We start from the raw sequence: 21,212 nt of genomic DNA on the forward strand, positions 1-21,212 counted from the left end.
CCAGACTAGTGGGAAGATCCCAGCGTCCCGTCCGGAGTGCTTGGCGCAGAAGGGGTTTCGTGTTTCCAGCTGGACAGGAAACGGGCCCGGTCGCCGAGGCCGAGCCGGTGGTAGGTGACCACCGCGTCGTGCAGCAGCCGCTTGCCGTCACCACCGCGGCCCGCCATGGTCAGGCACCGCCCGAGCCCGGACTGCGCGTCCGCGATGGACATCGCCGCGCCGATCTGGCGGGAGAGTGCGAGCGCGTCGGTGAAATCCCGTTCGGCGGCGGCGAGTTCACCCAGGTCCAGGCGGATGCTGCCGAGGCGGCACAGCACCTCGGCGTGCCCGGCCCGGTCCCCGCCGAACAGCTGCCGCGCCCGGGCGAGCGCGGTGAGCGCGGCGTCGAAGTCCGCGGTCGCGTGCCGTACCCCGCCGAGGTAGGTCAGCGCGTTGGCCTGGCCGTTGAGCGAGCCGACCTCCTGGTAGATCTCCAGCGCCTCGGTCAGGCAGCTGATCGAGTTCTCGTAGTCGCCGAGCGCCACCGCGGTCCGCCCGAGGTTGCACAGCGAATGCGCGCGCCCGATGCGGTCACCGAGCTCGGTGTGCAGCACCAGCGCCCGGATGTGCTTGGCCGCGGCGGCCGCGTACTGGCCGAGGCTGTGCTGGACGCGGCCGAGGTTGTTCAGCGACTGCGCCTGCCCCAGCCGGTCACCGAGCTTGCGGTAACCGGTGTAGGCGCGGCGGTGGTGCTCCAGCGCGGTGTCGAAGTTGCCGGTGCGGTGCTGCAGCCGCCCCATCGTGGTCAGCGTGTGCGCCTGGCCCTGGCGATCGCCCAGCTCGACGTAGAGGTGGTAGGCCAGGGTGACCCCGGCGCCCGCCTTGGCGTAGCTGCCGCTGCGGCCCTGCACGTTGGCCAGGCGGTCGAGCGAATGCGCCTGCCCGAGCCGGTGCCCGAGCTTGCCGAACAGGCGGTAGGCCTCGGTCAGGCAGGTGGTCGCCGCCTCGAAGTTCTCCACCCGGTAGTACACGTGCCCGAGCTCGATCAGCACGTGCCCGGTGCCCGGCCGCTCGTGGTGCTCGTCGCACAGCTTGAGCGCGTGGGTGAAGGTGGTGATGGCGTCCGGGTAGTCGCCGCGCCGGTAGTGGGCCCGGCCGAGTTCGGTCAGCGCCTGCGCGTGCCCGAGCGGATCGTTCAGCTCGGCGAACAGCTCGCAGGCGCGGAGCAGGCCCGTGGTGGCCGCTTCGTAGTCACCGGTGAGCACCTGCATCGCGCCGAGATCGGTCAGTGCCCACGCCTCGCCGGCGGGGCAGCCGTTGCGGCGGGCCACGCGCACGGCCGTCCGGTGGATCGCCAGCGCGCGGTCCCAGTGCCCGTAACGGCGCAGGAACGGGTGCAGCGCGTGCGACAGGCAGATCGCGTACTCGGCGCACCCGTGCGTGGTGGCGTCCTCCACGCAGACCGCGAAGTTCGTCAGCTCGGCGGCCAGCCACTCCGCGGCCCGCCGGTCCGAGCGCAGGTCGGGCTTGCTCGCTGGCCGGTCGAAGGCGACGGCGTAGGGCGGTTTGCGGTGCGGGGCCATCGCCGCGCCCGCCTCGGCCGCGGTGTGGGCGTAGTACCCGAGCAGGCGGCCGACCGCCGCCGAATCCGCGGTGTCCGTGCCGACCAGCGACTCCGCGTACTGCCGGATCAGGTCGTGCAGCCGGTAGCGGCCGGGGCTCGGCTCGTCGATCAGGTGGTTCAGGTACAGCGTGTCGAGGCGGAACCGGGTCTCGTACGGATCGGCGTCGTCGAGCGCGGCGGCGGCGTAGACGTCGAACTCGGTGCCGGGGTGCAGCCCGAGCCTGCGGAAGAGCCGCTGCTGGCCGGCGGTCAGGTCCCGGTACGACAGCTCGAAGGCGGCGCGGACCGACCGGCTGCCCGCGGACAGCTCGCCGAGCCGGTCGCGGGAGCCGGTCAGTTGCTCGGCCAGGTAGTCCACGGTCCAGCTGGGATGGCTGCGCAAGCGCCCGGCGGTCAGGGCGATGGCCAGCGGCAGGCGGCCGCACAACTGCATCAGCTCGGCCACCGCCGCGTGGTCGTACCGCTCGGGCGGGGTCCTGGTCAGCCGGAAGAACATCTCGCGCGCCTCGTCGACGCTGAGCAGGCCGAGGGTGAGCGGGTGCAGGTCGTCGAGCCCGGCGAGGCGCTGACGGCTGGTGAGCACCACCAGCACGCCCGGCGCGCCCGGCAGCAGCGGCCGGACCTGGTCGTGGCCGGCCGCGTTGTCCAGCAGGAGCAGCACCTTCTTGCCGGCCATCCGGTCGCGCCACATGCCGGCGCGGGCGTCCAGCCCGGCCGGGATCTGCTGGGCGGCCACCCCGCAGGCCAGCAGCAGCGCCTGCAGCGCGTCGGTGGGGTCCACCGGGCGCTGGGCGGCGCAGTGCCCGTGCAGGTCGAGGAAGTAGAGGCCGTCCGGGTAGCGCCCGGCGAGCCGGTGCGCGAGGTGGATGGCGAAGGCGGTCTTCCCGACGCCCGGCATGCCGTCGACGGCGAAGATGGTCACCGACTCGGTGGCCCGGCTGGCCGGTTCGGCCACGGTCGTGAGCAGTTCCTCGAGTTCGTCGTCACGGCCGGTGAACGCGGGCACGTCCCTGGGCAGGGTCACCGTGGTGGCGAGCAGCGGCTGCGGCGCGGTGCCCGGCACCGGCAGCAGTACCGGTTTCGGGCCCAGTTCGGGGCGCGGGTGCGTGGGCAGGCCGTGGAACAGGCGCAGCAGTTCCTCGATCCCGGCGCCGGTGAGTTCGGTGACCGGGAAATGGTCGGCGCAGCGGGGCTGGAGAAAGTGCGGTATTTCGGCGATCGAGCGGCCGGGCAGGACCACCGGGAACAGTTTGCGGACCCAGGTCTCGCGATCGGAGTGCAGCCGGTCGCGCAGTTCGGCGGCTTCGCTGCGGACGCCGGGATTGCGGTGGCATGCGCCGATTCCGTCCCCGGCGGACCGATAACCCGGTGACGCGATCACCACCACGAAGTCGGCCAGGTCGATCTGTTCGTGCATCCACGCGAACCAATCCCGCCGCTGCCCGCTGTACCAGGCGTCGACGTGCACTTCGACGCCGAATCGGCTGAGCAGTTCGCAGAACTCGAGCACGTGTTCCTGGTGCGCGGTGGAATCGTGCGCATAGGAAACGAATACCCTCGGTGTTTCCGGTTCCGGGCCGGTGTCCGCGTTCGTGGCGTCCACGGCGCCCCCTCGTTTTTCCCCTCGGTGCCGACGCAGCGAGGGGGAACTTAGCAAGGCAGCGGCGGCGGGGCCAATTCTTCACCGAATAACACCCACGGGTGCCGAAGCTCATCCGAATGTCGTAGTGCTTTCTGCACCGGGTCACGGGTGGCCGAGGCCGCCTGCCATTCCGGTCAGTCGAAGTGGCTGAGCACGGTTTTCACCGCTTCACCCGCGGCCGGGGTGAGCCTGCCTTCGCGGGCGGCCTGTGCCAGTGCCGGATCGGGGTGGAATTCCGGTGGCCCGCCGGTTTCGGTGCTGAGCGGCCGTTCCAGCCGGTTCTTCACCGCGCCGCCGAGGCGCAGGAGGCTGGCTTCGAAGTCGTTGAGGGTGTCCGGGGTTTCGGTGGTGGCGGCGCTCGGCGGGACCGGTACGCGCCGGTAATCCGAGCGGGGGCGGGAAAGCAGGGGCAGCGCGGCCAGCGGGTCGTTGGCGTCGCGGTCACGGGCGGTGAGCGGGGCCAGGCCGGGCGCGAACCGGTTCCGCAGCATTTTCGGGATCGACGCGTGTTCGTAGAAAGTGCTGTCGATCGTACCCCGCGGAATGAGCGGGGAGATCGCCACCGCCGGTACGCGCACCCCGCTCAACCGGAAATCGAATCCGTTGTCCGCCGGGGGCAGCGGGCTCAGGCCCTGCCGGGCCGGTACGTGGTCGAAGAAACCGCCGTGCTCGTCGTAGGTGACCAGGAACAGGGTCTTCGCGAAAACCGCCGGATTGGTGGCGAGCGCGTTGTAGATGCGCGCGATCAGGGCCTCCCCACCGGTGAAACTGGCGTCGCCGGTGGTGTTGTTCGCCGGGTGCTGGCTGTTGCCGGGGCCCGCGCCGTACCCGTGATCGGGTTCGACGAACGAATATTCGGGCAGCGCGTCGTTCTCGATGTCGTCGAGGAGGTCGCGCATGCCGTGGAAGTTGTCCCGCGTGCCGGCCCAGAGCCGCCAGAACGCCCACACCTGGGCGATTCCGTCGTGGTAGACCGACCACCGGCGCCCGGCCTCGGACAACTGCTCGAAAATCGTGCGATCGCCGTAGAAGCGGGGTTCGATGTCGACCGTGCCCCCGGAGGTGGCCGCGTGCGCGAAGTTGCGGTTCGGCCAGGTCTCGCCGGGGACGGAGGCGAACCACCTGGTCAGCACCGCGAACTCGGTGGCCAGCGCGGACAGCACCGGCGCCTCGGCGGCGGGCAGGCAGCGCATGATGTCGGTGGCCCGCGCGGGGATCGGCGCGGGACGGCCGGTGAGCCAGCGCCAGAACCGGGCGAGCGGGCCGTCCCCGCCGGGGCGGCCGAGGGTGTCCGCATAGGACTGGATGAACCCGCGCATCCTCGGCAGGCCGGGGGTGTTGGCGTAGATCTGCCGGAGCACGGCCTCGTGGGAGTGCCCGGGATCCACCCCGAGCGCGGCGGTCGCGTCCGGGGTGGCGGGCACCAGTTCGCTCCGGCGCGCGGCGGGGTCCACCGGGCACAGCGACCCGGCGGCACCCTCGTACCCGGGATCGGGGTGGTCGAGGAACCCCAGCAGGTGGTCGAAGGACCGGTTCTCCAGCATCAGCACGATGACGTGGTCGACTTGGGCGTTCACACCCGCTGAGTCGCCCGCGGCACCGCACTTGTGACGCCGGGGGTGGTCTTCCGGCCGGAAGACCACCCCCGGCCGGGTCAGCCGGTGACGTCCAGGTGGGCGGGCACCGGGGTGGGCTTGGGTGCCTTGCCGCCCGGCTGGGGCTTGTCACCGCCCGGCTTGGTGGGCGGTTCCGGGGTGTTCTCGCCGGGAGCCTTGGCGCAGGTGGCCGAGGCGATGTCCAGGGTCTGCGTCTGGCCGAGCAGCTTCGCCGACACCGCGGTCACGGTGAGCGTGCCGTCGTCGTTCTTGGCCTGCTTGTTCACCACCAGCTCCAGCAGCGGGGCCAGCGGCACGGTGGTGTTCGGCGGCACCTGGTCGAGCTTGACCGCCTTGCCGCCGACCTTCAGGTTCGCGATCGACACCGAACCCTTGCCGTCGCGGCATTCGGCCTTGATCACCTCGGCGCTGAGCCCGGGCAGGGTGGCCGCGGCGGGCAGCACGCCGAGGTCCAGCGAGAGGCCGGCGACGCTGGACTTGGCGTGGCCGGGCTTAACCTCGGCGTTCAGCGCCTTCGCGCTGACCAGCGACGGCCCGGAGGCCGGCAGCGCCACCGAGGCGAGCGATTCCTGTCCGGACCCGGAAACCGAGGGCGTGCGCGGGATCTTGACCAGCCCGGCGGCGGCGATGGCGTACGCGGATTCGGCGGGGGCGGCCGCGGCGGGGGAGACGGCGACGGCCAGGCAGGCGGCCACCGAGCAGGCGAGCACACCGGTTGTGCGTGGGGACAAAGGAAACTACCTCCGTTATCGGGGATCAGGAAATCAGCACGACGGTGCCGAGCGGCAACTCCACGAGGCGGTCCAGCGCCTCGCGGGTGACCCGGACGCACCCGTCGCTGGTGGCCTTGCCGACGAAGCTGTCGTCCGGCCAGGTGTGCAGGCCGACCGTGCCGGGCCCGCCGCCGAAGGTCTCGTGCGAATCGGAATGGCTGCTCAGCGGCAGCACGATCGGGCTGTAGGTGTTCACGCTCTCCTGGATCGAGGCCAGGATGAACGCGCGGCCGGTGGGCGTGGGGTGCTCCGGCTTGCCGATGCCGACCGTCCACGAGCCGGTCGGCCTGCCCGCTTCGAGGATCTCCAGCCGGAACTCCTCCAGGTCCACGGTGACCTGGAAGTCGTTGTGCGCCGATTCGACCGCCTCCGGCGTGGCGTGCAGCCAGCCGGTGGCGCCGTTGGGGCGGGCGGGCAGCAGCACCTGCGCCCAGTCGCCCTGCCGGGCGATCACCGGCACCCAGGTCGGCGAGCCGATCTGGGTCTGGGGCAGCCGGGCGATCGGTTCCGCGCCGGGCGCGCGGTAGACCACCGCGTCCGCCTTGGGGTGCAGCACCTCGCCGCCGGTGGGAATGGTCGGGGACGGGTCGGCGGGCGCGGTGGCCAGTTCGCCGAAGGTGTTCGCTTCGGGCAGCGCGGCCAGCGCTTCGGGGGACGGCGGTGGCGGGGCCGCGGGGGCGGCGGCCCCGCCACCCTCGTCCCCGGTGGTGCCGCAGCCGGACAGCGGCAGCACCACCAGCACCAGTGCGATGAGCGCGAGCACCGCACGAGGGCGTGCGCCACCGCAGGAGGTCTGCAGATCGGTCATCAGGGCCTGTCCTTGCGCAGAGTCATCCGCAACGGGATGCGAATCCGGGACGGCCATTGCTAACACCACGGCAGTGCGTGAATCAATGCGCACGATCGGTATTCGAATCGCGCCTGCCTGCGGTTTCCCGTTGTTTTCCCAGGTCGCGCGGGCTGCTCGGGTTCACTCGATCGGGGCGGGAAAACAATTTCCGTAACGCCGCCGGAAAACACACTCTGCGTATCTGTTCCTGCGTCCATTTAGGAGAGAACGCGGCGGCCGCCGGGCCGGGCCGATCACAGGCGGTGGCCGAAGTGCTCCCGGCGTACCTGCAGCTGGTGCGCCAGGTCAGGGAGGCGCTGCGGCTCGGCTGGCTGCGGCCGGGCGACCGGCTGCCCACGGTGCGGGACGTGGTCGCCAGCAGCGGGGTCAACGCCAACACCGTGCTCAAGGCGTACCGCGAACTCGAGCACGCGGGGCTGGTGGAGGCCCGGCAGGGCTCGGGCACCTTCGTCCGCGCCTCACTCGGCTCCGCCGATCCCGAGGTGCTGGCCGGTCTGCGGGACCGGCTCACCGAATGGGTGACGGCGGCGCGGGCGGCCGGACTGGAGGACGAGGACGTGGACGCACTGGTGCGGGCGGCACTCGCCGAGGACAAGAAGGAGGGCGCATGAGCGCAGTGGTGGACCGGACGGGCACCGCGATCGAGGTGGACCGGCTGGGGAAGGACTTCCGCGGCGGGCGGGGCAGGGTCACCCACGCGTTGCGGGACTGCTCCTTCGAGCTGCCCGCCGGCAAGGTGGCCGCGCTCGTCGGCGCGAACGGGGCGGGCAAGACCACCCTGCTCACCGTGCTCGCGGGCCTGCGGCAGGCCGGCACCGGCAAGGTCGTGGTCACCGGCCGCGCCTCGTTCGTGGCGCAGGACAAGCCGGTGTACCGGCACCTGACCGCGCTGGACATGCTCGCCGTGGGCGCCCGGCTGAACCTGGTCTGGGACCAGGACCGGGCGCGGAGCTGGCTCGACCGGTTCCGCGTGCCGCTGGACCGCCCGTGCGGCCGGTTGTCCGGCGGGGAGCGCTCGCAGGTTGCCTTCGCGGTGGCGCTGGGGTCGCGGCCGGACGTGCTGCTGCTCGACGAGCCGCTGTCCGAACTGGACCCGGTGGTGCGCCGCGAGATGATGGCCGAACTGCTGGTCGGGGTGGCGGCGACCGGGATGACCGTGGTGCTGTCCACGCACGTGGTCGGCGAACTCAGCGGGGTGGCCGACCACCTGCTGCTGCTCAGCGTGGGGCGGCTGGTGCTCGCCGGGGAACTGGACGACCTGCTCGCCCGGCACGTCCGCTACACCGGTCCGCGCGCGGACGCCCCGCCGGGACCGGGCGTCGTGCTCGAGGCCGCCCACCACACCCGGCAGTCGAGCTTCCTGGTCGAACTACCCGGCGGCGCGCCGCGTGGGAGCGCCGAGCCGTGGACCGTGCGGCCGGTGAACGTCGAAGAACTGGTGCTGGCGCGGCTGGCGCGCCGGGTGGAGTGAAGATGACCGTCACCACCGGGCGGAGCGCGACTTCGAGAAGCCGGGTCCCCTGGCCCGATCTGCTCCGGCTCACCTGGCGGCAGCACCGCGCGCTGCTGCTCACCTCGATCCTGCTGACGCTGGCGGCCATCGCCTTCGCGTTGTCGACGACCGCGGCGCGGGGCACGCCGTTGCTGCCCGTCTTCGCCGACACCGACGCCGACCCCGCGCGCTGGATCCTGCTGGCGGAACAGGGGTTCGGGGTGTTCATCGCGGTCTTCTGGGCGCTGATTTCGCTGGAGTACGAGCGGCGGACGAACCTGCTGGCGTGGAGCCAGGACGTGTCCCCGCGACGCTGGCTCGCGGGCAAGCTCGCGCTGCTGGTGCCGGTGGCGGTGGTGCTCGCGGTGGCGGTCGGCGTCACCGGCGGGGTGGTGGCCGGCCGCTACAACGAGCAAGGGTTCGACTTCGGGCCGGGGTTCGCGGCGAACTTCGAGGCTTCACCGGCGCTCCAGGCCGCGTACGTGCTGTTCGGGTTCGCACTCGGGCTCGTGCTGAGCGCGCTCACCCGCCGCACGGTGCTGTCGATGGCACTGACGCTGGGGATCTACGCGGTGGTCCGGTTCGCGCTGATCCCCTGGCGCCTGCATTACCTGCCCGCCGTCCGGGAGGCCACGCCGTTCGGTTCGGGGGACGGCCGCCCGACGCAGCCGGACGACCTCTGGATCACCTCCGGTTACCTGACCACCTCCGGGGAGGGGGTCGACTTCCCGCAGGTGTGCCTCAACCTGCCGCCCGGTCCGCCCGAGGCGCCCCGGACCTGCATGATCGAAAACGGGATCGTGGGCAGCTTCGTCGACTACCAGCCGGTGACCAGGGTGCCGGCGCTCCAGTTCATCGAGGTCGGCATCTTCGCTGTGCTGGCCGCGGTGCTCTTCGCGGTGCTGTGGCGGGTGATGCGCCGAGCCTAGGGGCGTGGTTGGGTGATCGGCATGACCATTGCCGGCCAGCGGGAGCTGGAACGCGCGCTCGGCGTGCCGGTCACCGCCTGGCGGCGGCCGGGGGAGTTCCACAACCAGCACTTCCGGGCGGACGGGATCTTCGTCAAGGTCCTGGACAACCCGGTGTGCCACCGCCACGCGATCCAGGCCGCGCCGCTCGCCGAAGAGCTGGTGCCGCGCACGCCGCGGTTGCTCGGGCACGGGGAACTGGGGCCCGATCGCTGGTGGCTGTCCTACGAATGGGTCGAGCTGGCGCCCTTCGACCCGACGCCCGAGGCGGTCGAGACGGCGGGGGAGATGCTCGGCCGCCTGCACCGGGCCTCGGCCGGGCTCGATCTCGGCGCGCAGCTGGAACCGTTGGAGCTGCGCACCGAGATCGAGCACCGGCTGTCCGTACTGGACCGGATCGACGCGGACGCCGCGGCCAGGGTGCGCAAGGTGCTGACGGCCTTCGACGGCGTCGAGCTGACCGGGGAACCGGTACTGCTGCACGGGGACGTGCACTGGAAGAACTTCGGCGTGGACGACGACGGCGCCATCTGGTGGTTCGACTGGGAGGACGCCGGGTACGGGCACCCGCTGCTCGATTTCGGGGAACTGGCGGCGTTCCCGCTCTCCGAACCGGCCGTGCGCGAGGACTTCCTCCGCGGGTACCACCGGCACGCCGGACCGGTGTACCCGTGGCCCGAGGCGATGTCGCTGGTCCGGCTGCACACCGCGACCGGGGTGCTGGTCTACGCGCTCGCCCGCGACCTGCCGAAGTTCGCGCGGCAGGGTCACGCCCTGCTCGACGCACTCGAAACCCCGTAGGCCTCCACGTCGAAGCCGTGCGAATGCCGCGTGACGATCACCGAGCGCGCGGCCGCGGCCAGCATCAGCAGCACGCCGAGGTTCTCGCCCAGTTCCTCGGCGTGGTAGGTGAGCACGTACAGCGGCCCGCTCTCGCCGGCGGCGATCAGCAGACCCTGCAACGCTTCCCCGCCCAGCGCCGCGGCGAGCAGGAGCGCGCAGCCGCCGACCATGCACCAGCGCGCGGCCCCGCGCAGCCGCCCGGCGAGCAGCAGCAGCGCGGTGGCCACCACCGCGCCGGCGACGATGCCGGGAAGCAGCCAGTAGAACGGGAAACCGTCGTCGTAGGTGACCAGTTGCCTGCCGATGCGGTCGAGGCGTTCGTGCAGCTGCGTGTGGTCGTCGAGGGAGAGCGCGCCGAGCATGAGCGCGCTGCCGAACCACGCCCACGCCCCGCGCGGGCCCCTGGCGCGGGCGAGCAGCCCGACCACCAGATGCGCGACGGTCGCGGTGACCAGGAGCCCGGTGCTCCACCAGGTCGGCAGGTTGCCCTCGACGAAGACGTCCAGGTAGAGCTGCACCTCACCGCGGTCGTTGGTCAGCGGGTGGTCGATCAGCGCGGGCACCGCCATGCTCGCCACGTTCAGGGCGACGGTGATCGCGAGCACCACCCAGCCCGCCCGGCGGAAGCGGACCCGCCGGAACTGCACGGTCGTCTCGGCTCTGGACACAACGGGCAGATTAGCCAGGGCGGGGGCCGGACCGGCCCTGGATGAAAGTTCTCTCATCCGCCGCTCACCGGGCCGTCATGCGAGGTCAGGACGGTGGACGGGGTGAGTACCGAGCTGAGCCTGCTCACCGGGGAACCGGCGGGCGAGATGCTGACCGCGGTGGTCGGCGAGGCGGGCGGCACGCTGCTGCGCTGGTCCGCCACGCAGGTCGACCACCAGCCCCGCGGCCGGACCACGGTCGGCTACACCGCGCGCGTGCGCTGGGGTGACGGGACCGAGACCGGCGAGACCTTCGGCGCGTGCTCCGGCCCGCTGCCCGACGGGGTGGTCCGGTTGAGCGACGGGGTGACCGACATCGGTGTCTGGCGGTTCCCGTTCGACCCCGAACTCCCCGCGCTGCCCACGGCGTTCGACGCGGTGAGCATGCGGCGGCTGGTCGAGGGCGCCGGACTCCGCTGCGACGGCGAGGTCCGGTTGCGCGTGCGGTCGTACCGGCCGCGGCGGCGGGCGGTGATCGAGGTGACCACACCCGACCGGCGCCAGGTCTTCGTCAAGGTGGTGCGCCCGGCGCGGGCCCGCGACCTGCACGAACGGCACCGGCTGGCGGCTTCGGCCGCGGTGCCGCAGTCGCTCGGCTGGACCGACGACGGACTGGTGCTGCTGGCGGGGTTGCCGGGGCGGACGCTGCGGCAGGCGCTGCTCAACGAGGAGTCCGTCGCACTGGACGCCGGCAGCGTGGTGTCCGCTTTGGACGGTCTGCCGCCGGAGCTGGCGACCGGTGAGCGCCGCCGCACCTGGGGGCAGAAAGCCGGGCACTACGCCGAGGTGATCGCCGCGGCCGCCCCGGAATTCGCCGGTGCGGCCAGGGAAATCGCGCGGTCGGTGGACCACGACCGTCCACAAGGGCCGGACGTGCCGGTGCACGGCGATCTGTACGAGAACCAGCTGATGGTGCGGGACGGCCGGGTGACCGGCCTGCTCGACATCGACGGCGCCGGCCGCGGGGAACGGCTCGACGACGCCGGTTGCCTGCTCGGCCACCTCGCCGTGCTCGCGCAGCTCCGGCCGGACCGCGCGGCCTCGATTCTGGCCGTCGGCACCGCGCTGGAGGAGCGGTTCACCGCGGACCTCGACCCGGCCGCGCTGGCCGGTCGTGCGGCGGCCGTGGTGCTTTCGCTGGCCACCGGGCCGCATCGCGTGCAGGAACCGGGCTGGCGGGAACAGACCGGCAGGCGGCTCGCGCTCGCGCGGGGGCTGCTGGATGAAAAGTCCTTCACCCGCGGGGCGGCCCTGGCTTCATCTTCGGGCGGCATCGTGGATCTTGTCAGCACAGAGAAGGAGTGATCGATGAACAAGCGACCGTGGATCATCGCCGGGGCGACCATCGCGCTGGCCGGGTTCGGCACCGCGGTGGCCGCCGCCGACGGGGGCACCTCGCTCAACGACCCGCAGCCCGCGCCGGTGGTGCAGCAGGTCGACGGGGCGGGTGCGGCCCCGGCCGCGGTGGACCAGTCGCCGGAGTCCGCCGACTCGCCCGCCGCCTCGCCGGTGGACTCGGCCGATTCCGCCGCGGACTCGCCGGACGACGTGGCCCAGCAGAACCAGGCCCCCGACACGGCGAACACCGCGGACACCGCCGACAGCCCCAACTGACCCGCGACTCCGCCGATCGCGGGAGGCCCCTCCGGGGCGATGCTGTGAATGTGGCTTTCACAGCGGAATCCGCAGTGAAAGCCACATTCACAGCACCCGGGCGACCCGTAGCCCACTGAGACCGGTGACCGGGGTGTCTCCTCCCCTCGACGACCGCCCCGGTCACCCCCAGTGGGCGGGCGCGGCCAGCGACGGCGGCAGCCCCGTGCTGCCGTCGCCCCTGGCCGAGTCCACTTGGGACTGGATGAGGAACACGGCTTCGGTGAGCTCGGCGCCACGCAGGTCCGCGTCGCGGAAGTCGGCACCGATCACGTCGGCGAGCCGCAGGTCCGCGCCGCGCAGATCGGCCCCGATCAGGTAGGCGCCCCGCAGGTTGGCCCCGGCCAGCTTGGCGTTCTTCAGCCGCGCGCCGATGAGGTCGGCGCCGCGGTGGTTCTTCTTCTTGCCCGCCACCGAAGCACGGGCGAGTTCACTGGCCCGCGACAGCAGCACGTTCGCCTCTTCGCGCAACCCGGCGACGTCGGTTTCCAGCAGCGTTTCCGGATTTTCCCCGGTACGCAGGTCGATCCGCTCGCGGATCTCGTGCAATCCACTGTGGACCTTCTTCGCCTGCGGCAGGGCGAGCGCTTCGGTCAGGTAGTAGAGCAACTCGTGCAGGTGCCGCATAACCGGGAAGACCTCGAACATCTCCTTCGCGGTTTCCGGGGCCCGGCGCCAGTCGCGCCCGCCGTAGGTGAGCTGCGCGACCTTCTGACCCGCGCCGAAGCAGTCGTAGACCGTGCAGCCGGGGAAACCCCGCGGCCGCAGCTCGGTGTGGATCCCGCAGCGGAAGTCTTCGAGCAGGTTGGGGCACGCGCGCCCGGCCGGTTTGTCGATGGCGAAATCAGCGGATTTCGCGAACGCGGGTGCCACGCAGCACAACGCGAAGCACTGTGCGCAGTCGGCCCGCAGCGCACTGCGGTCTAGCTCGGGCAAAACGGGCTCCAGCCGGGGTTCTCACGAGGACGTCCGGCCGAGTTTACTCGCTGACCAGGAGGAAGATCGCGGTGCAGCGGGCGATCACCTGCTCCTCGGTGAAGTCGAGGTCGCCGTCGAGCCACGCGGTCAGCGTCTGCGACAGCCCGCCGACCAGGAATTCGGTGTCCAGTTCCAGTGTGGCGTCCTTGGCGGCCCCGTAGAACACCCTGGCTTGCGTGCCGAGCAACCCGGCGAACATGCGGGCCGACGCCGCGCGCCGCTCGGCCAGTACCGCGAGGGTGAGCTTCGGCGAGAACAGCAGCCTGCCCCGGCGCGGGTCCTCGGCGACCAGCCGGACGATGTTGGCCAGCCCGGCCCGGACCTTGGTGTGCGCGTCGTCGGGCGCGCTCTGCACCGCGGCGAGCGTGGTCTCGGCGATCTCGGCGACGACGTGGTCGAACACCGCGGCGGCCAGCGCGTCCCGGTCGGCGAAGCTCTCGTAGAAGTACCTGGCCGCGAGCCCGGCCGCCTTGCACGCGCCACGCACGGTCAGCGTGCCCTCGGTGCCGAGCAGGTCGAAGCCGGCCGCGACGAACTGCGCCCGGCGCTCGGCCTGGCGGTCCCCGCCGGCCACCCCGCCGTAGACGCGCAGGGGTGAAGTCTCCATGGCCCCATCTTGACAGGTTCCGTCCCCAGCCGGTCTGATATCTGCGAACGGACGTGAGCAGAATTGGAGCCGAGCATGCCCGATCTGGACGACGCCGTGATCGGCGCCGGCTTGCTGGCCGGTACCGCGAACGTGATCATGCAGCTCAGCCGCCCCGGCGTCGGCTACGGCGTGGCCGAGAGCCGGGTGCACGGCGGGAACGTGTTCAAGCACCCGGTCAAGCGCACCCGGACCACGCTGACCTACCTCGCCGTGGCCGCGCTCGGCACGGACGAGGAGCGGCGGGCCTACCGGCGAGGGGTGAACCGGCAGCACGCCCAGGTGCGCTCGACCGAGGCGAGCCCGGTCCAGTACAACGCCTTCGACGAGGACCTCCAGCTGTGGGTCGCGGCCTGCCTGTACAAGGGCTTCGAGGACACCTACACGCTGTTCGGCAGGCCGATGGACGAGGAGACCGCCGAGGCGATCTACCAGTCGTCGGCCGCCTTCGGCACCACGCTGCAGGTGCGCCGCGAGAGCTGGCCCGCCGACCGGACCGCCTTCGCCGAGTACTGGGAGAAGTCGCTGGACCGGGTCGAGCTCGACGACCGCATCCGGGCCTACCTGACCGACCTGGTCGAGCTGCGCTTCCTGCCCGGGATCGCCCGCCCCTTCGCCCCGCTGCACCGGTTCGTCACCACCGGGTTCCTGCCGCCGCGGTTCCGCGAGGAGATGCGGTTGCCGTGGAGCCACCGCCACCAGCGCCGGTTCGACGCCCTGATGCGCGCCCTCGCGGTGGTGGTCCGGCTCTCGCCGACGCCGCTGCGGCGGTTCCCCTACAACCTCTGCCTGTGGGACCTGCGGCGGCGCCTCGCCGCCGGCCGCCCACTCGTCTGAACCCCGAAAGGTGCCCGAAATGACCGACCAGGACGACTTCGTCAAGGCCATCGGCGAGTTCTGCCGTCGCGAGGTGGACCGCAAGCAGCGCGTCTCGCACGACGACGAGCTCTACCGCAAGCTCGCCGACCTCGGCTGGCTCGGCCTGGCGCTGCCGGAGGAGTACGGCGGGGCCGGCCGCGGCATGGCCGACCTGGTGCTCTTCCTGGAGGAGACGGCGTACTGGCGGGCACCGATCGGCGGGTTCGCCACCACGATCATCGCCGCCGCGGCGTACGAGAAGTTCGGTTCGGCCGAGCAGAAGCGCGAGATCCTGCCCGCGGTGGCGAGCGGCTCGGTGCTGTCCATCTCGATGTCCGAGCCGGAGGCCGGGTCCGACGTCGGCGCGCTGAGCTGCCGGGCCGAGCGCGGCGGTGACGGGTGGGTGCTCAACGGGCAGAAGACCTGGTGCTCGAACGCGCACTTCGCCGAGCACATCCTGCTGGTCGCGCGCACCTCGCCCGGGGAGGGCAAGCACGCGGGCATGACCATGTTCTCGGTGCCCTCGACGGTGGACGGGCTGGCCGTGCGCGGGATCGAGACGATGGGCGGCAAGGAGGTCAACGACCTCTACCTGACCGACGTGGTGCTGCCCGCCGACGCCGTGGTCGGCACCGTCGACCAGGGCTGGAAGCAGCTGATGACCGGGCTGAACCTGGAGCGGATGATCCTGGCCGCGGTGATGCTGGGCACCGCCCGCCGCGCCTTCGACGACGCGCTGGCCTACGTCCGCGAGCGCCACCAGTTCGGGCAGCCGATCGGCAGCTTCCAGGCGCTGCGGCACCGGCTCGCCGACCACGCCACCGAACTGGAGTGCACCCGGCTGCTGGTGCACGACGTGGCCGCCAAGATCGACGCGAACCCGGACCAGAGCCTGCCGAGGGAGGCGTCCATGGCCAAGCTGAAGGCCACCGAGTTCGCCAAGGCGATGGCGCTGGACGGCATGCAGATGCTCGGCGGGTACGGGTACGCCACCGAATACGGCATGGAGGGTTTGCTGCGCTCGGCCGTGGTGTCCACTGTGTACGGTGGAACCAGCGAGATCCAGCGGGACATCATCGGCAAGACCTACGGTTTGTGATCCACTTTCCCGGAGATGAGTGGAAACGAACCGCGGATGCTTTTCCCCGCGGCGAAAGCACATTCTCCCCCGAATCGGTAATGGGCGGCACGCATTGTTAGGGTGCGTGTCATGTGGAGCCGCGGAGTGGCCGCTGCCGTGCTCGTGCTCGGCGTGGCCGCGGTACCCGGGGATCGCGTCGGCACGGTGGCCGCCGAGAACGACGCCGAAGTCAGGCAGCTGCTCGCCGGGGTGCAGGAGCTGAACGACGCCGTGCTGGCGCAGAAGGACAAGCTGGTCGCCATGGTCGGGGTGCTGGGCTCGATCGCCGACCAGCGCGAGGCCGTTTCCGCCATGCTCGGTGACGTGAACGAGCTGACCGCCGCGGCCGCCCGCCTGCTTTCCGAGAACGGCCCGGAGTTCGGCACGCTGCTCGACCAACTGCGCACCATCACCGAGCGAGTGGGTCCGGGCGAAGTGGACCTGGCGGGACGCATCTAGGTGTAGCCTGCGCCCCGTGGAAGACGAGGTCGCGGCCGGTCTGGTCCTCGATGCCGCCGAGGAACTGTTCTACGGGCGCGGGATCCAGGCGGTCGGCATGGACGCCGTGCGCACGCGCTCCGGGATTTCGCTCAAACGCCTGTACCGCCTGTTCGCCTCCAAGGATGAACTGGTCGAGGCGTACCTGACCCGGCGGGACGAACGCTGGCGCGCGCGGTTGCAGGCGCACGTCTCGGCGGTCGCCGAACCGGGGGAGCGGGTGCTCGCGGTGTTCGACTGGCTGGCGATCTGGTTCGCCGAACCCGATTTCCGCGGGTGCGCGTTCATCAATTCCTACGGTGAACTCGGCCCCACCTCGGCGCGGATCGCGGAGATTTCCCGGTCGCACAAACGCCGGTTCCGCGAATACGTGGAATCGCTGGCCGCCGAGGCCGGGCTGGCCGCCGAGCTCGCCGCGCAACTGGTGCTGCTGGCCGAGGGCGCGATGGTGGTGGCGGGCATGGAGCCGGGGCCCGCGCCCGCCCGGGACGCCCGCCGTGCCGCCGAGGCCCTCTTGCGCTGACGGTCGCCGCCCTCGTAGGGTCCACCACGCGGAGAACGAGCGTTCTCCGACGTCTGGAGGGAACATGACCGACCGCCCGCCGCTGCCGCCGTTCACCCGTGAGACGGCGATCGAGAAGATCCGGCTCGCGGAGGACGCGTGGAACACCCGCGACCCGGAGCGGGTCTCGCTCGCCTACACCACCGGCACGCGGTGGCGGAACCGCGCCGAGTTCGCGCACGGCCGTGAGGAGGTGGTCGCCCTGCTCCGCCGGAAGTGGGCCGCGGAACTGGAGTACCGGCTGATCAAGGAACTCTGGGCCTTCGGCGGCAACCGGATCGCGGTGCGCTACGCCTACGAATGCCGCGACGACGCGGGGAACTGGAGCCGGAACTACGGCAACGAGAACTGGGAGTTCGACGACCACGGCCTGATGGCGGTGCGGCACGCCTCGATCAACACGCTGCCGATCGCGGAGGCCGACCGCAAGTACTTCTGGCCCCTCGGCCGCCGCCCCGACGATCACCCCGGGTTGTCCGACCTGGGGTTGTGATTACCCGGAGCGGACGAATCGGGGTCTTCTCGGGGGTGTCACCGATGCGAACCACGCGCCGAGGCCGCATGGTGGAGGTATGACAACACCGACGAGGACATTGGCCAGGTCGAGGGACAACCGGGTGATCGCGGGTGTCTGCGCCGGGATCGCCCGCAAGATGGGGTGGAAGCCGCGGACCGTGCGGATCCTTTTTGTGGTCTCCTGCGTCCTGCCGGGCCCGCAGTTCCTCATCTACCTGGCCCTCTGGCTCCTGATCCCCCAGGACAAGTACTGAGCCCCACGCCGGTGTGACCGCGTTCACCCCGGTGGGTCGTCACAGCTGGGCCGGTTCGCCGGTTCAGGGTGACGACGGAAGGGGAACGAAATGGCAGCGAAGATCGTGGTACTCGGCGCGGGTTACGCGGGGCTGATGGCGGCGAAGTTGGTCGCCAAGCGCGCCGGCGCCCAGGTGACGCTGGTCAACGCGGGCACGCGGTTCGTCGAGCGGGTGCGCCTGCACCAGCTGGCCTCCGGGCAGCCGATGCGCGACCTGCCGCTGGCGGACCTGCTGGCGGGCACCCGCATCCAGCTGGTGGTCGACCGGGTCACCCGCATCGACGCCCAGCGGCGCGAGGTGGAACTGGCCGCGGGCGAACCCATCGGCTACGACGTGCTGGTCTACGCGCTGGGCAGCCGCGCCGATCTGGGCGCGGTGCCCGGCGCGGCCGAGCACGCCCACGCCGTGGCGGGCGGCGAGGACGCCGTCCGCCTGCGGGACCGGCTGCGCGACAGCCAGGTGGTTGCGGTCGCCGGCGGCGGGCTCACCGGCCTCGAAGCGGCCACCGAACTGGCCGAGACCCACCCGCACCTCAAGGTCCGGCTGGTGACCGGCGGCAAGCTCGGCGCCGCGCTGTCGGAACGCGGCAGGCGCCACGTGTGGAACACCTTCACCCGGCTCGGCATCGAGGTGCGCGACGAGGTGCGGATCGCCGAGGTGGGAAAGGACGGGCTGGTGCTCGGCGACGGCGAGCACGTGGCCGCCGACACGGTCGTCTGGACCACCGGATTCCAGGTCTCACCACTGGCCCGCGAGGCCGGGCTCGCCGTGGAGGACAACGGTCGGCTGGTGGTGGACGAGACGCTGCGCTCGGTGTCGCACCCGGAGATCTACGGCATCGGTGACGCCGCCGCGGCCCGTCGCCCGGACGGCCAGGAACTGCGCATGGCTTGTGCTACCGGCATTCCCGCCGCGGTCTACGCGAGCAAGGCGATCACCGACCGGCTGGCCGGGCGCACGCCGAAACCGCTGGAGTTCCGGTTCTTCAACCAGTGCATCAGCCTCGGCCGCCGCGACGGCCTGATCCAGTTCGTCCGCGCCGACGACAGCCCGGTCGAGAAGGTGCTCACCGGCAGGCTGGCGGCGGTCTACAAGGAAGCCGTCGTGCGCAGCACGATCCTCGGCGCCCGGCGTCCCGGTTTGGTGGCCGCGGTCGCTTAGGCCGTGAGCAGGGCGAGATCCGGTGGCACCAGCGTGGCCGAGGTGACCAGTTCGCGGAGGAGGCCGTGGTCGTCGGCGTTCTCCGCGAGCGGGCCCTCGGCGGCCAGCCGGGCCCGCACGGTGGTCAGCACGAACTCCACGCGTGCCACCGGCCACGCCTCGGCCGGACGCAGTTCGGCCAGCAGGACGGCGGCTTCCCGCTTCGGCATGGGGCGCGGGCCCGCTTCGTGGAGCAGGTACCGGCAACCGCAGGCGACCAGCACCAGCCGCTCGGTGGCGCTCAGCCGGGACGGCCGGGGTGCCGCCCCGGCCGGGCCGCCGCCGACGTAGAGCTCCAGCAGGTGTTCCCGCCCGTTCGCCCCGCGGACGAACAGCGGGGTGTAACCGCCGGGCAGCGCGACGGGCTCCTCCTCCGGCCCGAGCAGCCGCGACCGCGGCAACCGCACCGCCACCCGGCCGGTGTTGCGCACGCACCACCGGCCGTCACGTCGGGACAGCACGCCCTGGCGGCGGCTGACCCGGACGTCGTGCTCACCCACGCACACGTCGACCTCGGGCCGGTTGCGGCCGAACACCACCACGCGGTCCTCCGCCGCGTCGATCGTCACGCCGCCGATCGCGCTCAGTGCGTGCAGCGACCCGGGCTCCGACGGCACCCCCAGCGCCAAACTCGCGTGCCCGGCCGCGAGCACTCCGGCCATCGCGGCCTCCCAACCCCCTGCCGATCCCGACTCCGGCGGCAGTTTCGCAGGGGCGTCCGGGACCGATCCCGGGCTAGCCGGGCAGGTAACGCGGGGCCCGCCGGACCGGAGCGGCCTGCTCGAAGGCGGCGGCCAGCGACAGCACCTCGGCGTCGGCCCAGCGGCCGGCGAACAGCGAGACCCCGATCGGCAGTTCCCCGGCGTACCCGGCGGGCACGCTGACGTTCGGGTAGCCCGCGACCGCGGCCGGGGTCGACGAGCCCAGTTCGAACGCGTCCCCGGAGCCGTACGCGGTCTTCCACGCCGGGCTGTTGGTGGGGGAGAGGATCGCGTCGAGGTCGTGCGCGGCCAGCGTTTCGTCGATGGACTTGCGCGCCAGCGAGGTGGCCGTCGTCCGCTGCTCGCGGTAGCCGGGGTCGTCGGTGCCGGGCGCGGTCAGCGCCTGCTCGAACAGCTCCTGCCCGAACTTGCTCAGCTCCACCGGGTCCCGCCGGTTGAACTCGACCAGTTCGGCGATGCTCTGCGGCACCCCGGGCCGGGTCTTCAGGTATGCGGGCAGATCCCTGGCGAACTCGCTGAGCAGCGCCGCGCCTTCGGCCGCGCCCACCTGGTCCTGGTAGGGCAGTTCGACGTCGACCACCTCGGCCCCGCGCGACCGCAGGACTCCGGCCGCCTCTTCGACCACGCGGTCCACGTCGGCGTTGATCCCGCTCTGGCGCCACAACCCGATCCGCGCGCCCTTCACCGCATCCCGCCGGAGCTCACCCGAGTAACCGAGTGAGTCCGAAGTGGACGGATCGGCGGGATCGCGGCCCTGCAAGACCGACAGCGTGAGCGCGGTGTCCACCACGTTGCGCGCCATCGGTCCCGCGGTGTCCTGCTCGGCCGAGATCGGCACCACCCCGGTGCGGCTGACCAGCCCCAGCGTCGGTTTCGCGCCGACCACGCCGTTCGCCCCGGCCGGGCAGACGATCGAACCGTCGGTCTCGGTGCCGATCGCCACCTGGGCCAGCGAAGCCGCCACGGCCGCGCCCGAACCGGACGAGGAACCACACGGATTCCGGTCCAGCACATAGGGGTTGTGCGTCTGACCGCCCACCCCGGACCAGCCCGAAGTGGACTTCGTCGAGCGGTAGTTGGCCCATTCGGACAGGTTCGCCTTGCCGAGCACCACGGCCCCGGCCGCCCGCAGCTTCCGCACCAGCGTCGCGTCCGCGACCGGTGGTTTGCCGCTCAGCGCACGGGAGCCGGCCGTGGTGTCCTGGCCCCGGGTGTCGATGTTGTCCTTCAACAGCACGGGAATGCCTTCGAGCGGCCCGCGCGCGTGCCCGGTGCGGCGCCGCAGATCACTGGCGGCGGCCTGCGCGAGCGCGGTCGGATCGACGGCCAGCACCGAGCGCACCTCGCGGTCGACGGTGCGGATCCGGCCCAGGTACTGGCCGGTGAGCCGGACCGAGCTGAGCTTTCCGCGGTCCATCAGTTTCTGCAGCTGCGGGATCGTGCTGCGGTCGAGGTCGAGCGCGGCCGAGGCGGGCGCCGGAACGGCGGAACCGACCGCGAGCACGAGGGACAGCGTGATCACCCGGAGAATGCGCACACCGCACCCAACCTTCCCGGCCGCACGGCCGTCAAGTGCGCGAGCACGGGAAAAGGCCATGGGTAGGGCGTTCCCTGGTCGTCCACCGGTCGGAACGCCCCACCCACGGCCCCGATGCGAGGAGGCTGCTCG

General features: G+C 71.9%; 22 protein-coding genes. 13 read left to right on the forward strand and 9 right to left on the reverse strand.

The genetic code is table 11. The features are described from left to right. Positions 1-5: 5 nt before the first annotated feature. The 4 genes from JYK18_RS30360 to JYK18_RS30375 form a co-directional block, all read right to left on the reverse strand. Complete coding sequence (locus JYK18_RS30360; protein WP_206806860.1) at positions 6-3,206, reverse strand: tetratricopeptide repeat protein; 3,201 nt, start codon at positions 3,204-3,206, stop codon at positions 6-8. Positions 3,207-3,379: 173 nt separating this feature from the next. Then, entirely contained in the window at positions 3,380-4,822 is a 1,443-nt protein-coding gene (locus tag JYK18_RS30365) for an alkaline phosphatase family protein (protein WP_206806861.1), read from the reverse strand. Positions 4,823-4,899: 77 nt separating this feature from the next. After that, positions 4,900-5,592, reverse strand: a complete 693-nt coding sequence (locus JYK18_RS30370) for a choice-of-anchor P family protein (protein ID WP_242582234.1) — start codon at positions 5,590-5,592, stop codon at positions 4,900-4,902. A 25-nt stretch (positions 5,593-5,617) separates the two neighbouring features. Beyond that, on the reverse strand, positions 5,618-6,442 hold the full coding sequence (locus JYK18_RS30375) for a L,D-transpeptidase (RefSeq protein ID WP_206806862.1): 825 nt from the start codon (positions 6,440-6,442) through the stop codon (positions 5,618-5,620). Positions 6,443-6,726: 284 nt separating this feature from the next. Here JYK18_RS30375 and JYK18_RS30380 point away from each other — a divergent pair, with 284 nt between their 5' ends. Genes JYK18_RS30380 through JYK18_RS30395 form a run of 4 tightly spaced genes read left to right on the forward strand, consistent with a single transcriptional unit; the run spans position 6,727 to position 9,745 of the window. Next, the gene (locus JYK18_RS30380; protein ID WP_206806863.1) at positions 6,727-7,095 is read left to right on the forward strand and encodes a GntR family transcriptional regulator; all 369 of its coding nucleotides are present in this window, start codon (positions 6,727-6,729) and stop codon (positions 7,093-7,095) included. After that, a complete protein-coding gene (locus tag JYK18_RS30385; RefSeq protein ID WP_206806864.1) occupies positions 7,092-7,955 on the forward strand; it encodes an ATP-binding cassette domain-containing protein in 864 nt (287 codons plus the stop codon). The genes JYK18_RS30380 and JYK18_RS30385 overlap by 4 nt, the downstream gene beginning before the upstream one ends. A gap of 2 nt (positions 7,956-7,957) precedes the next feature. Then, positions 7,958-8,905 (forward strand): ABC transporter permease subunit, encoded by a 948-nt coding sequence (locus tag JYK18_RS30390; RefSeq protein WP_206806865.1) that lies wholly within the window; start codon positions 7,958-7,960, stop codon positions 8,903-8,905. A 21-nt stretch (positions 8,906-8,926) separates the two neighbouring features. Then, the gene (locus JYK18_RS30395; RefSeq protein ID WP_206806866.1) at positions 8,927-9,745 is read left to right on the forward strand and encodes a phosphotransferase family protein; all 819 of its coding nucleotides are present in this window, start codon (positions 8,927-8,929) and stop codon (positions 9,743-9,745) included. Here the strand turns inward: JYK18_RS30395 and JYK18_RS30400 are convergent. Beyond that, complete coding sequence (locus JYK18_RS30400; protein ID WP_242582237.1) at positions 9,712-10,455, reverse strand: hypothetical protein; 744 nt, start codon at positions 10,453-10,455, stop codon at positions 9,712-9,714. The two genes, JYK18_RS30395 and JYK18_RS30400, sit on opposite strands and share 34 nt — an antisense overlap. Positions 10,456-10,557: 102 nt before the next feature. On the opposite strand from JYK18_RS30400, the gene JYK18_RS30405 reads away from it, so the two are divergent. Together JYK18_RS30405 and JYK18_RS30410 are read left to right on the forward strand one after the other, a co-directional pair. Beyond that, the gene (locus JYK18_RS30405) at positions 10,558-11,799 is read left to right on the forward strand and encodes a phosphotransferase (protein ID WP_206806867.1); all 1,242 of its coding nucleotides are present in this window, start codon (positions 10,558-10,560) and stop codon (positions 11,797-11,799) included. 3 nt (positions 11,800-11,802) lie between these two features. After that, a complete protein-coding gene (locus JYK18_RS30410; RefSeq protein ID WP_206806868.1) occupies positions 11,803-12,108 on the forward strand; it encodes a hypothetical protein in 306 nt (101 codons plus the stop codon). A gap of 162 nt (positions 12,109-12,270) precedes the next feature. Here JYK18_RS30410 and JYK18_RS30415 read toward each other — a convergent pair whose 3' ends face one another. After that, complete coding sequence (locus JYK18_RS30415; protein WP_206806869.1) at positions 12,271-13,083, reverse strand: pentapeptide repeat-containing protein; 813 nt, start codon at positions 13,081-13,083, stop codon at positions 12,271-12,273. A 43-nt stretch (positions 13,084-13,126) separates the two neighbouring features. Then, on the reverse strand, positions 13,127-13,732 hold the full coding sequence (locus JYK18_RS30420) for a TetR/AcrR family transcriptional regulator (protein WP_206806870.1): 606 nt from the start codon (positions 13,730-13,732) through the stop codon (positions 13,127-13,129). 75 nt (positions 13,733-13,807) lie between these two features. On the opposite strand from JYK18_RS30420, the gene JYK18_RS30425 reads away from it, so the two are divergent. The 7 genes from JYK18_RS30425 (at position 13,808) to JYK18_RS30455 (ending at position 18,782) form a co-directional block, all read left to right on the forward strand. Further along, on the forward strand, positions 13,808-14,608 hold the full coding sequence (locus JYK18_RS30425) for an oxygenase MpaB family protein (RefSeq protein WP_206806871.1): 801 nt from the start codon (positions 13,808-13,810) through the stop codon (positions 14,606-14,608). 19 nt (positions 14,609-14,627) lie between these two features. After that, positions 14,628-15,728 (forward strand): acyl-CoA dehydrogenase family protein, encoded by a 1,101-nt coding sequence (locus tag JYK18_RS30430; protein ID WP_206806872.1) that lies wholly within the window; start codon positions 14,628-14,630, stop codon positions 15,726-15,728. 111 nt (positions 15,729-15,839) lie between these two features. Then, complete coding sequence (locus tag JYK18_RS30435; protein ID WP_206806873.1) at positions 15,840-16,208, forward strand: hypothetical protein; 369 nt, start codon at positions 15,840-15,842, stop codon at positions 16,206-16,208. A 16-nt stretch (positions 16,209-16,224) separates the two neighbouring features. After that, positions 16,225-16,770 carry a TetR/AcrR family transcriptional regulator gene (locus JYK18_RS30440; protein ID WP_206806874.1) on the forward strand — a complete coding sequence of 182 codons (546 nt, stop codon included), beginning with the start codon at positions 16,225-16,227 and terminating at the stop codon, positions 16,768-16,770. Between the two features lie 64 nt (positions 16,771-16,834). Then, the gene (locus JYK18_RS30445) at positions 16,835-17,302 is read left to right on the forward strand and encodes a DUF1348 family protein (protein ID WP_206806875.1); all 468 of its coding nucleotides are present in this window, start codon (positions 16,835-16,837) and stop codon (positions 17,300-17,302) included. A 79-nt stretch (positions 17,303-17,381) separates the two neighbouring features. Continuing rightward, on the forward strand, positions 17,382-17,579 hold the full coding sequence (locus JYK18_RS30450) for a PspC domain-containing protein (protein ID WP_206806876.1): 198 nt from the start codon (positions 17,382-17,384) through the stop codon (positions 17,577-17,579). A gap of 90 nt (positions 17,580-17,669) precedes the next feature. Next, positions 17,670-18,782 carry an NAD(P)/FAD-dependent oxidoreductase gene (locus JYK18_RS30455; protein WP_206806877.1) on the forward strand — a complete coding sequence of 371 codons (1,113 nt, stop codon included), beginning with the start codon at positions 17,670-17,672 and terminating at the stop codon, positions 18,780-18,782. Here the strand turns inward: JYK18_RS30455 and JYK18_RS30460 are convergent. Then, positions 18,779-19,483 carry an FHA domain-containing protein gene (locus JYK18_RS30460; protein ID WP_206806878.1) on the reverse strand — a complete coding sequence of 235 codons (705 nt, stop codon included), beginning with the start codon at positions 19,481-19,483 and terminating at the stop codon, positions 18,779-18,781. The two genes, JYK18_RS30455 and JYK18_RS30460, sit on opposite strands and share 4 nt — an antisense overlap. A gap of 73 nt (positions 19,484-19,556) precedes the next feature. Beyond that, entirely contained in the window at positions 19,557-21,140 is a 1,584-nt protein-coding gene (locus tag JYK18_RS30465) for an amidase (protein WP_206806879.1), read from the reverse strand. Positions 21,141-21,212: the final 72 nt, after the last annotated feature.

Origin of the sequence: Amycolatopsis sp. 195334CR, assembly GCF_017309385.1 — a bacterium.
Taxonomy (GTDB): Bacteria; Actinomycetota; Actinomycetes; order Mycobacteriales; family Pseudonocardiaceae; genus Amycolatopsis.

Excerpts from the sequence above, each read along its gene's own strand:
- JYK18_RS30430 (WP_206806872.1), top strand. The coding sequence starts at position 14,628 with ATGACCGACCAGGACGACTTCGTCAAGGCCATCGGCGAGTTCTGCCGT.
- JYK18_RS30375 (WP_206806862.1), bottom strand. The coding sequence starts at position 6,442 with ATGACCGATCTGCAGACCTCCTGCGGTGGCGCACGCCCTCGTGCGGTG.
- JYK18_RS30455 (WP_206806877.1), top strand. The coding sequence starts at position 17,670 with ATGGCAGCGAAGATCGTGGTACTCGGCGCGGGTTACGCGGGGCTGATG.
- JYK18_RS30460 (WP_206806878.1), bottom strand. The coding sequence starts at position 19,483 with ATGGCCGGAGTGCTCGCGGCCGGGCACGCGAGTTTGGCGCTGGGGGTG.
- JYK18_RS30465 (WP_206806879.1), bottom strand. The coding sequence starts at position 21,140 with ATGGCCTTTTCCCGTGCTCGCGCACTTGACGGCCGTGCGGCCGGGAAG.
- JYK18_RS30445 (WP_206806875.1), top strand. The coding sequence starts at position 16,835 with ATGACCGACCGCCCGCCGCTGCCGCCGTTCACCCGTGAGACGGCGATC.
- JYK18_RS30390 (WP_206806865.1), top strand. The coding sequence starts at position 7,958 with ATGACCGTCACCACCGGGCGGAGCGCGACTTCGAGAAGCCGGGTCCCC.
- JYK18_RS30425 (WP_206806871.1), top strand. The coding sequence starts at position 13,808 with ATGCCCGATCTGGACGACGCCGTGATCGGCGCCGGCTTGCTGGCCGGT.
- JYK18_RS30450 (WP_206806876.1), top strand. The coding sequence starts at position 17,382 with ATGACAACACCGACGAGGACATTGGCCAGGTCGAGGGACAACCGGGTG.
- JYK18_RS30395 (WP_206806866.1), top strand. The coding sequence starts at position 8,927 with ATGACCATTGCCGGCCAGCGGGAGCTGGAACGCGCGCTCGGCGTGCCG.
- JYK18_RS30435 (WP_206806873.1), top strand. The coding sequence starts at position 15,840 with ATGTGGAGCCGCGGAGTGGCCGCTGCCGTGCTCGTGCTCGGCGTGGCC.
- JYK18_RS30420 (WP_206806870.1), bottom strand. The coding sequence starts at position 13,732 with ATGGAGACTTCACCCCTGCGCGTCTACGGCGGGGTGGCCGGCGGGGAC.
- JYK18_RS30410 (WP_206806868.1), top strand. The coding sequence starts at position 11,803 with ATGAACAAGCGACCGTGGATCATCGCCGGGGCGACCATCGCGCTGGCC.
- JYK18_RS30385 (WP_206806864.1), top strand. The coding sequence starts at position 7,092 with ATGAGCGCAGTGGTGGACCGGACGGGCACCGCGATCGAGGTGGACCGG.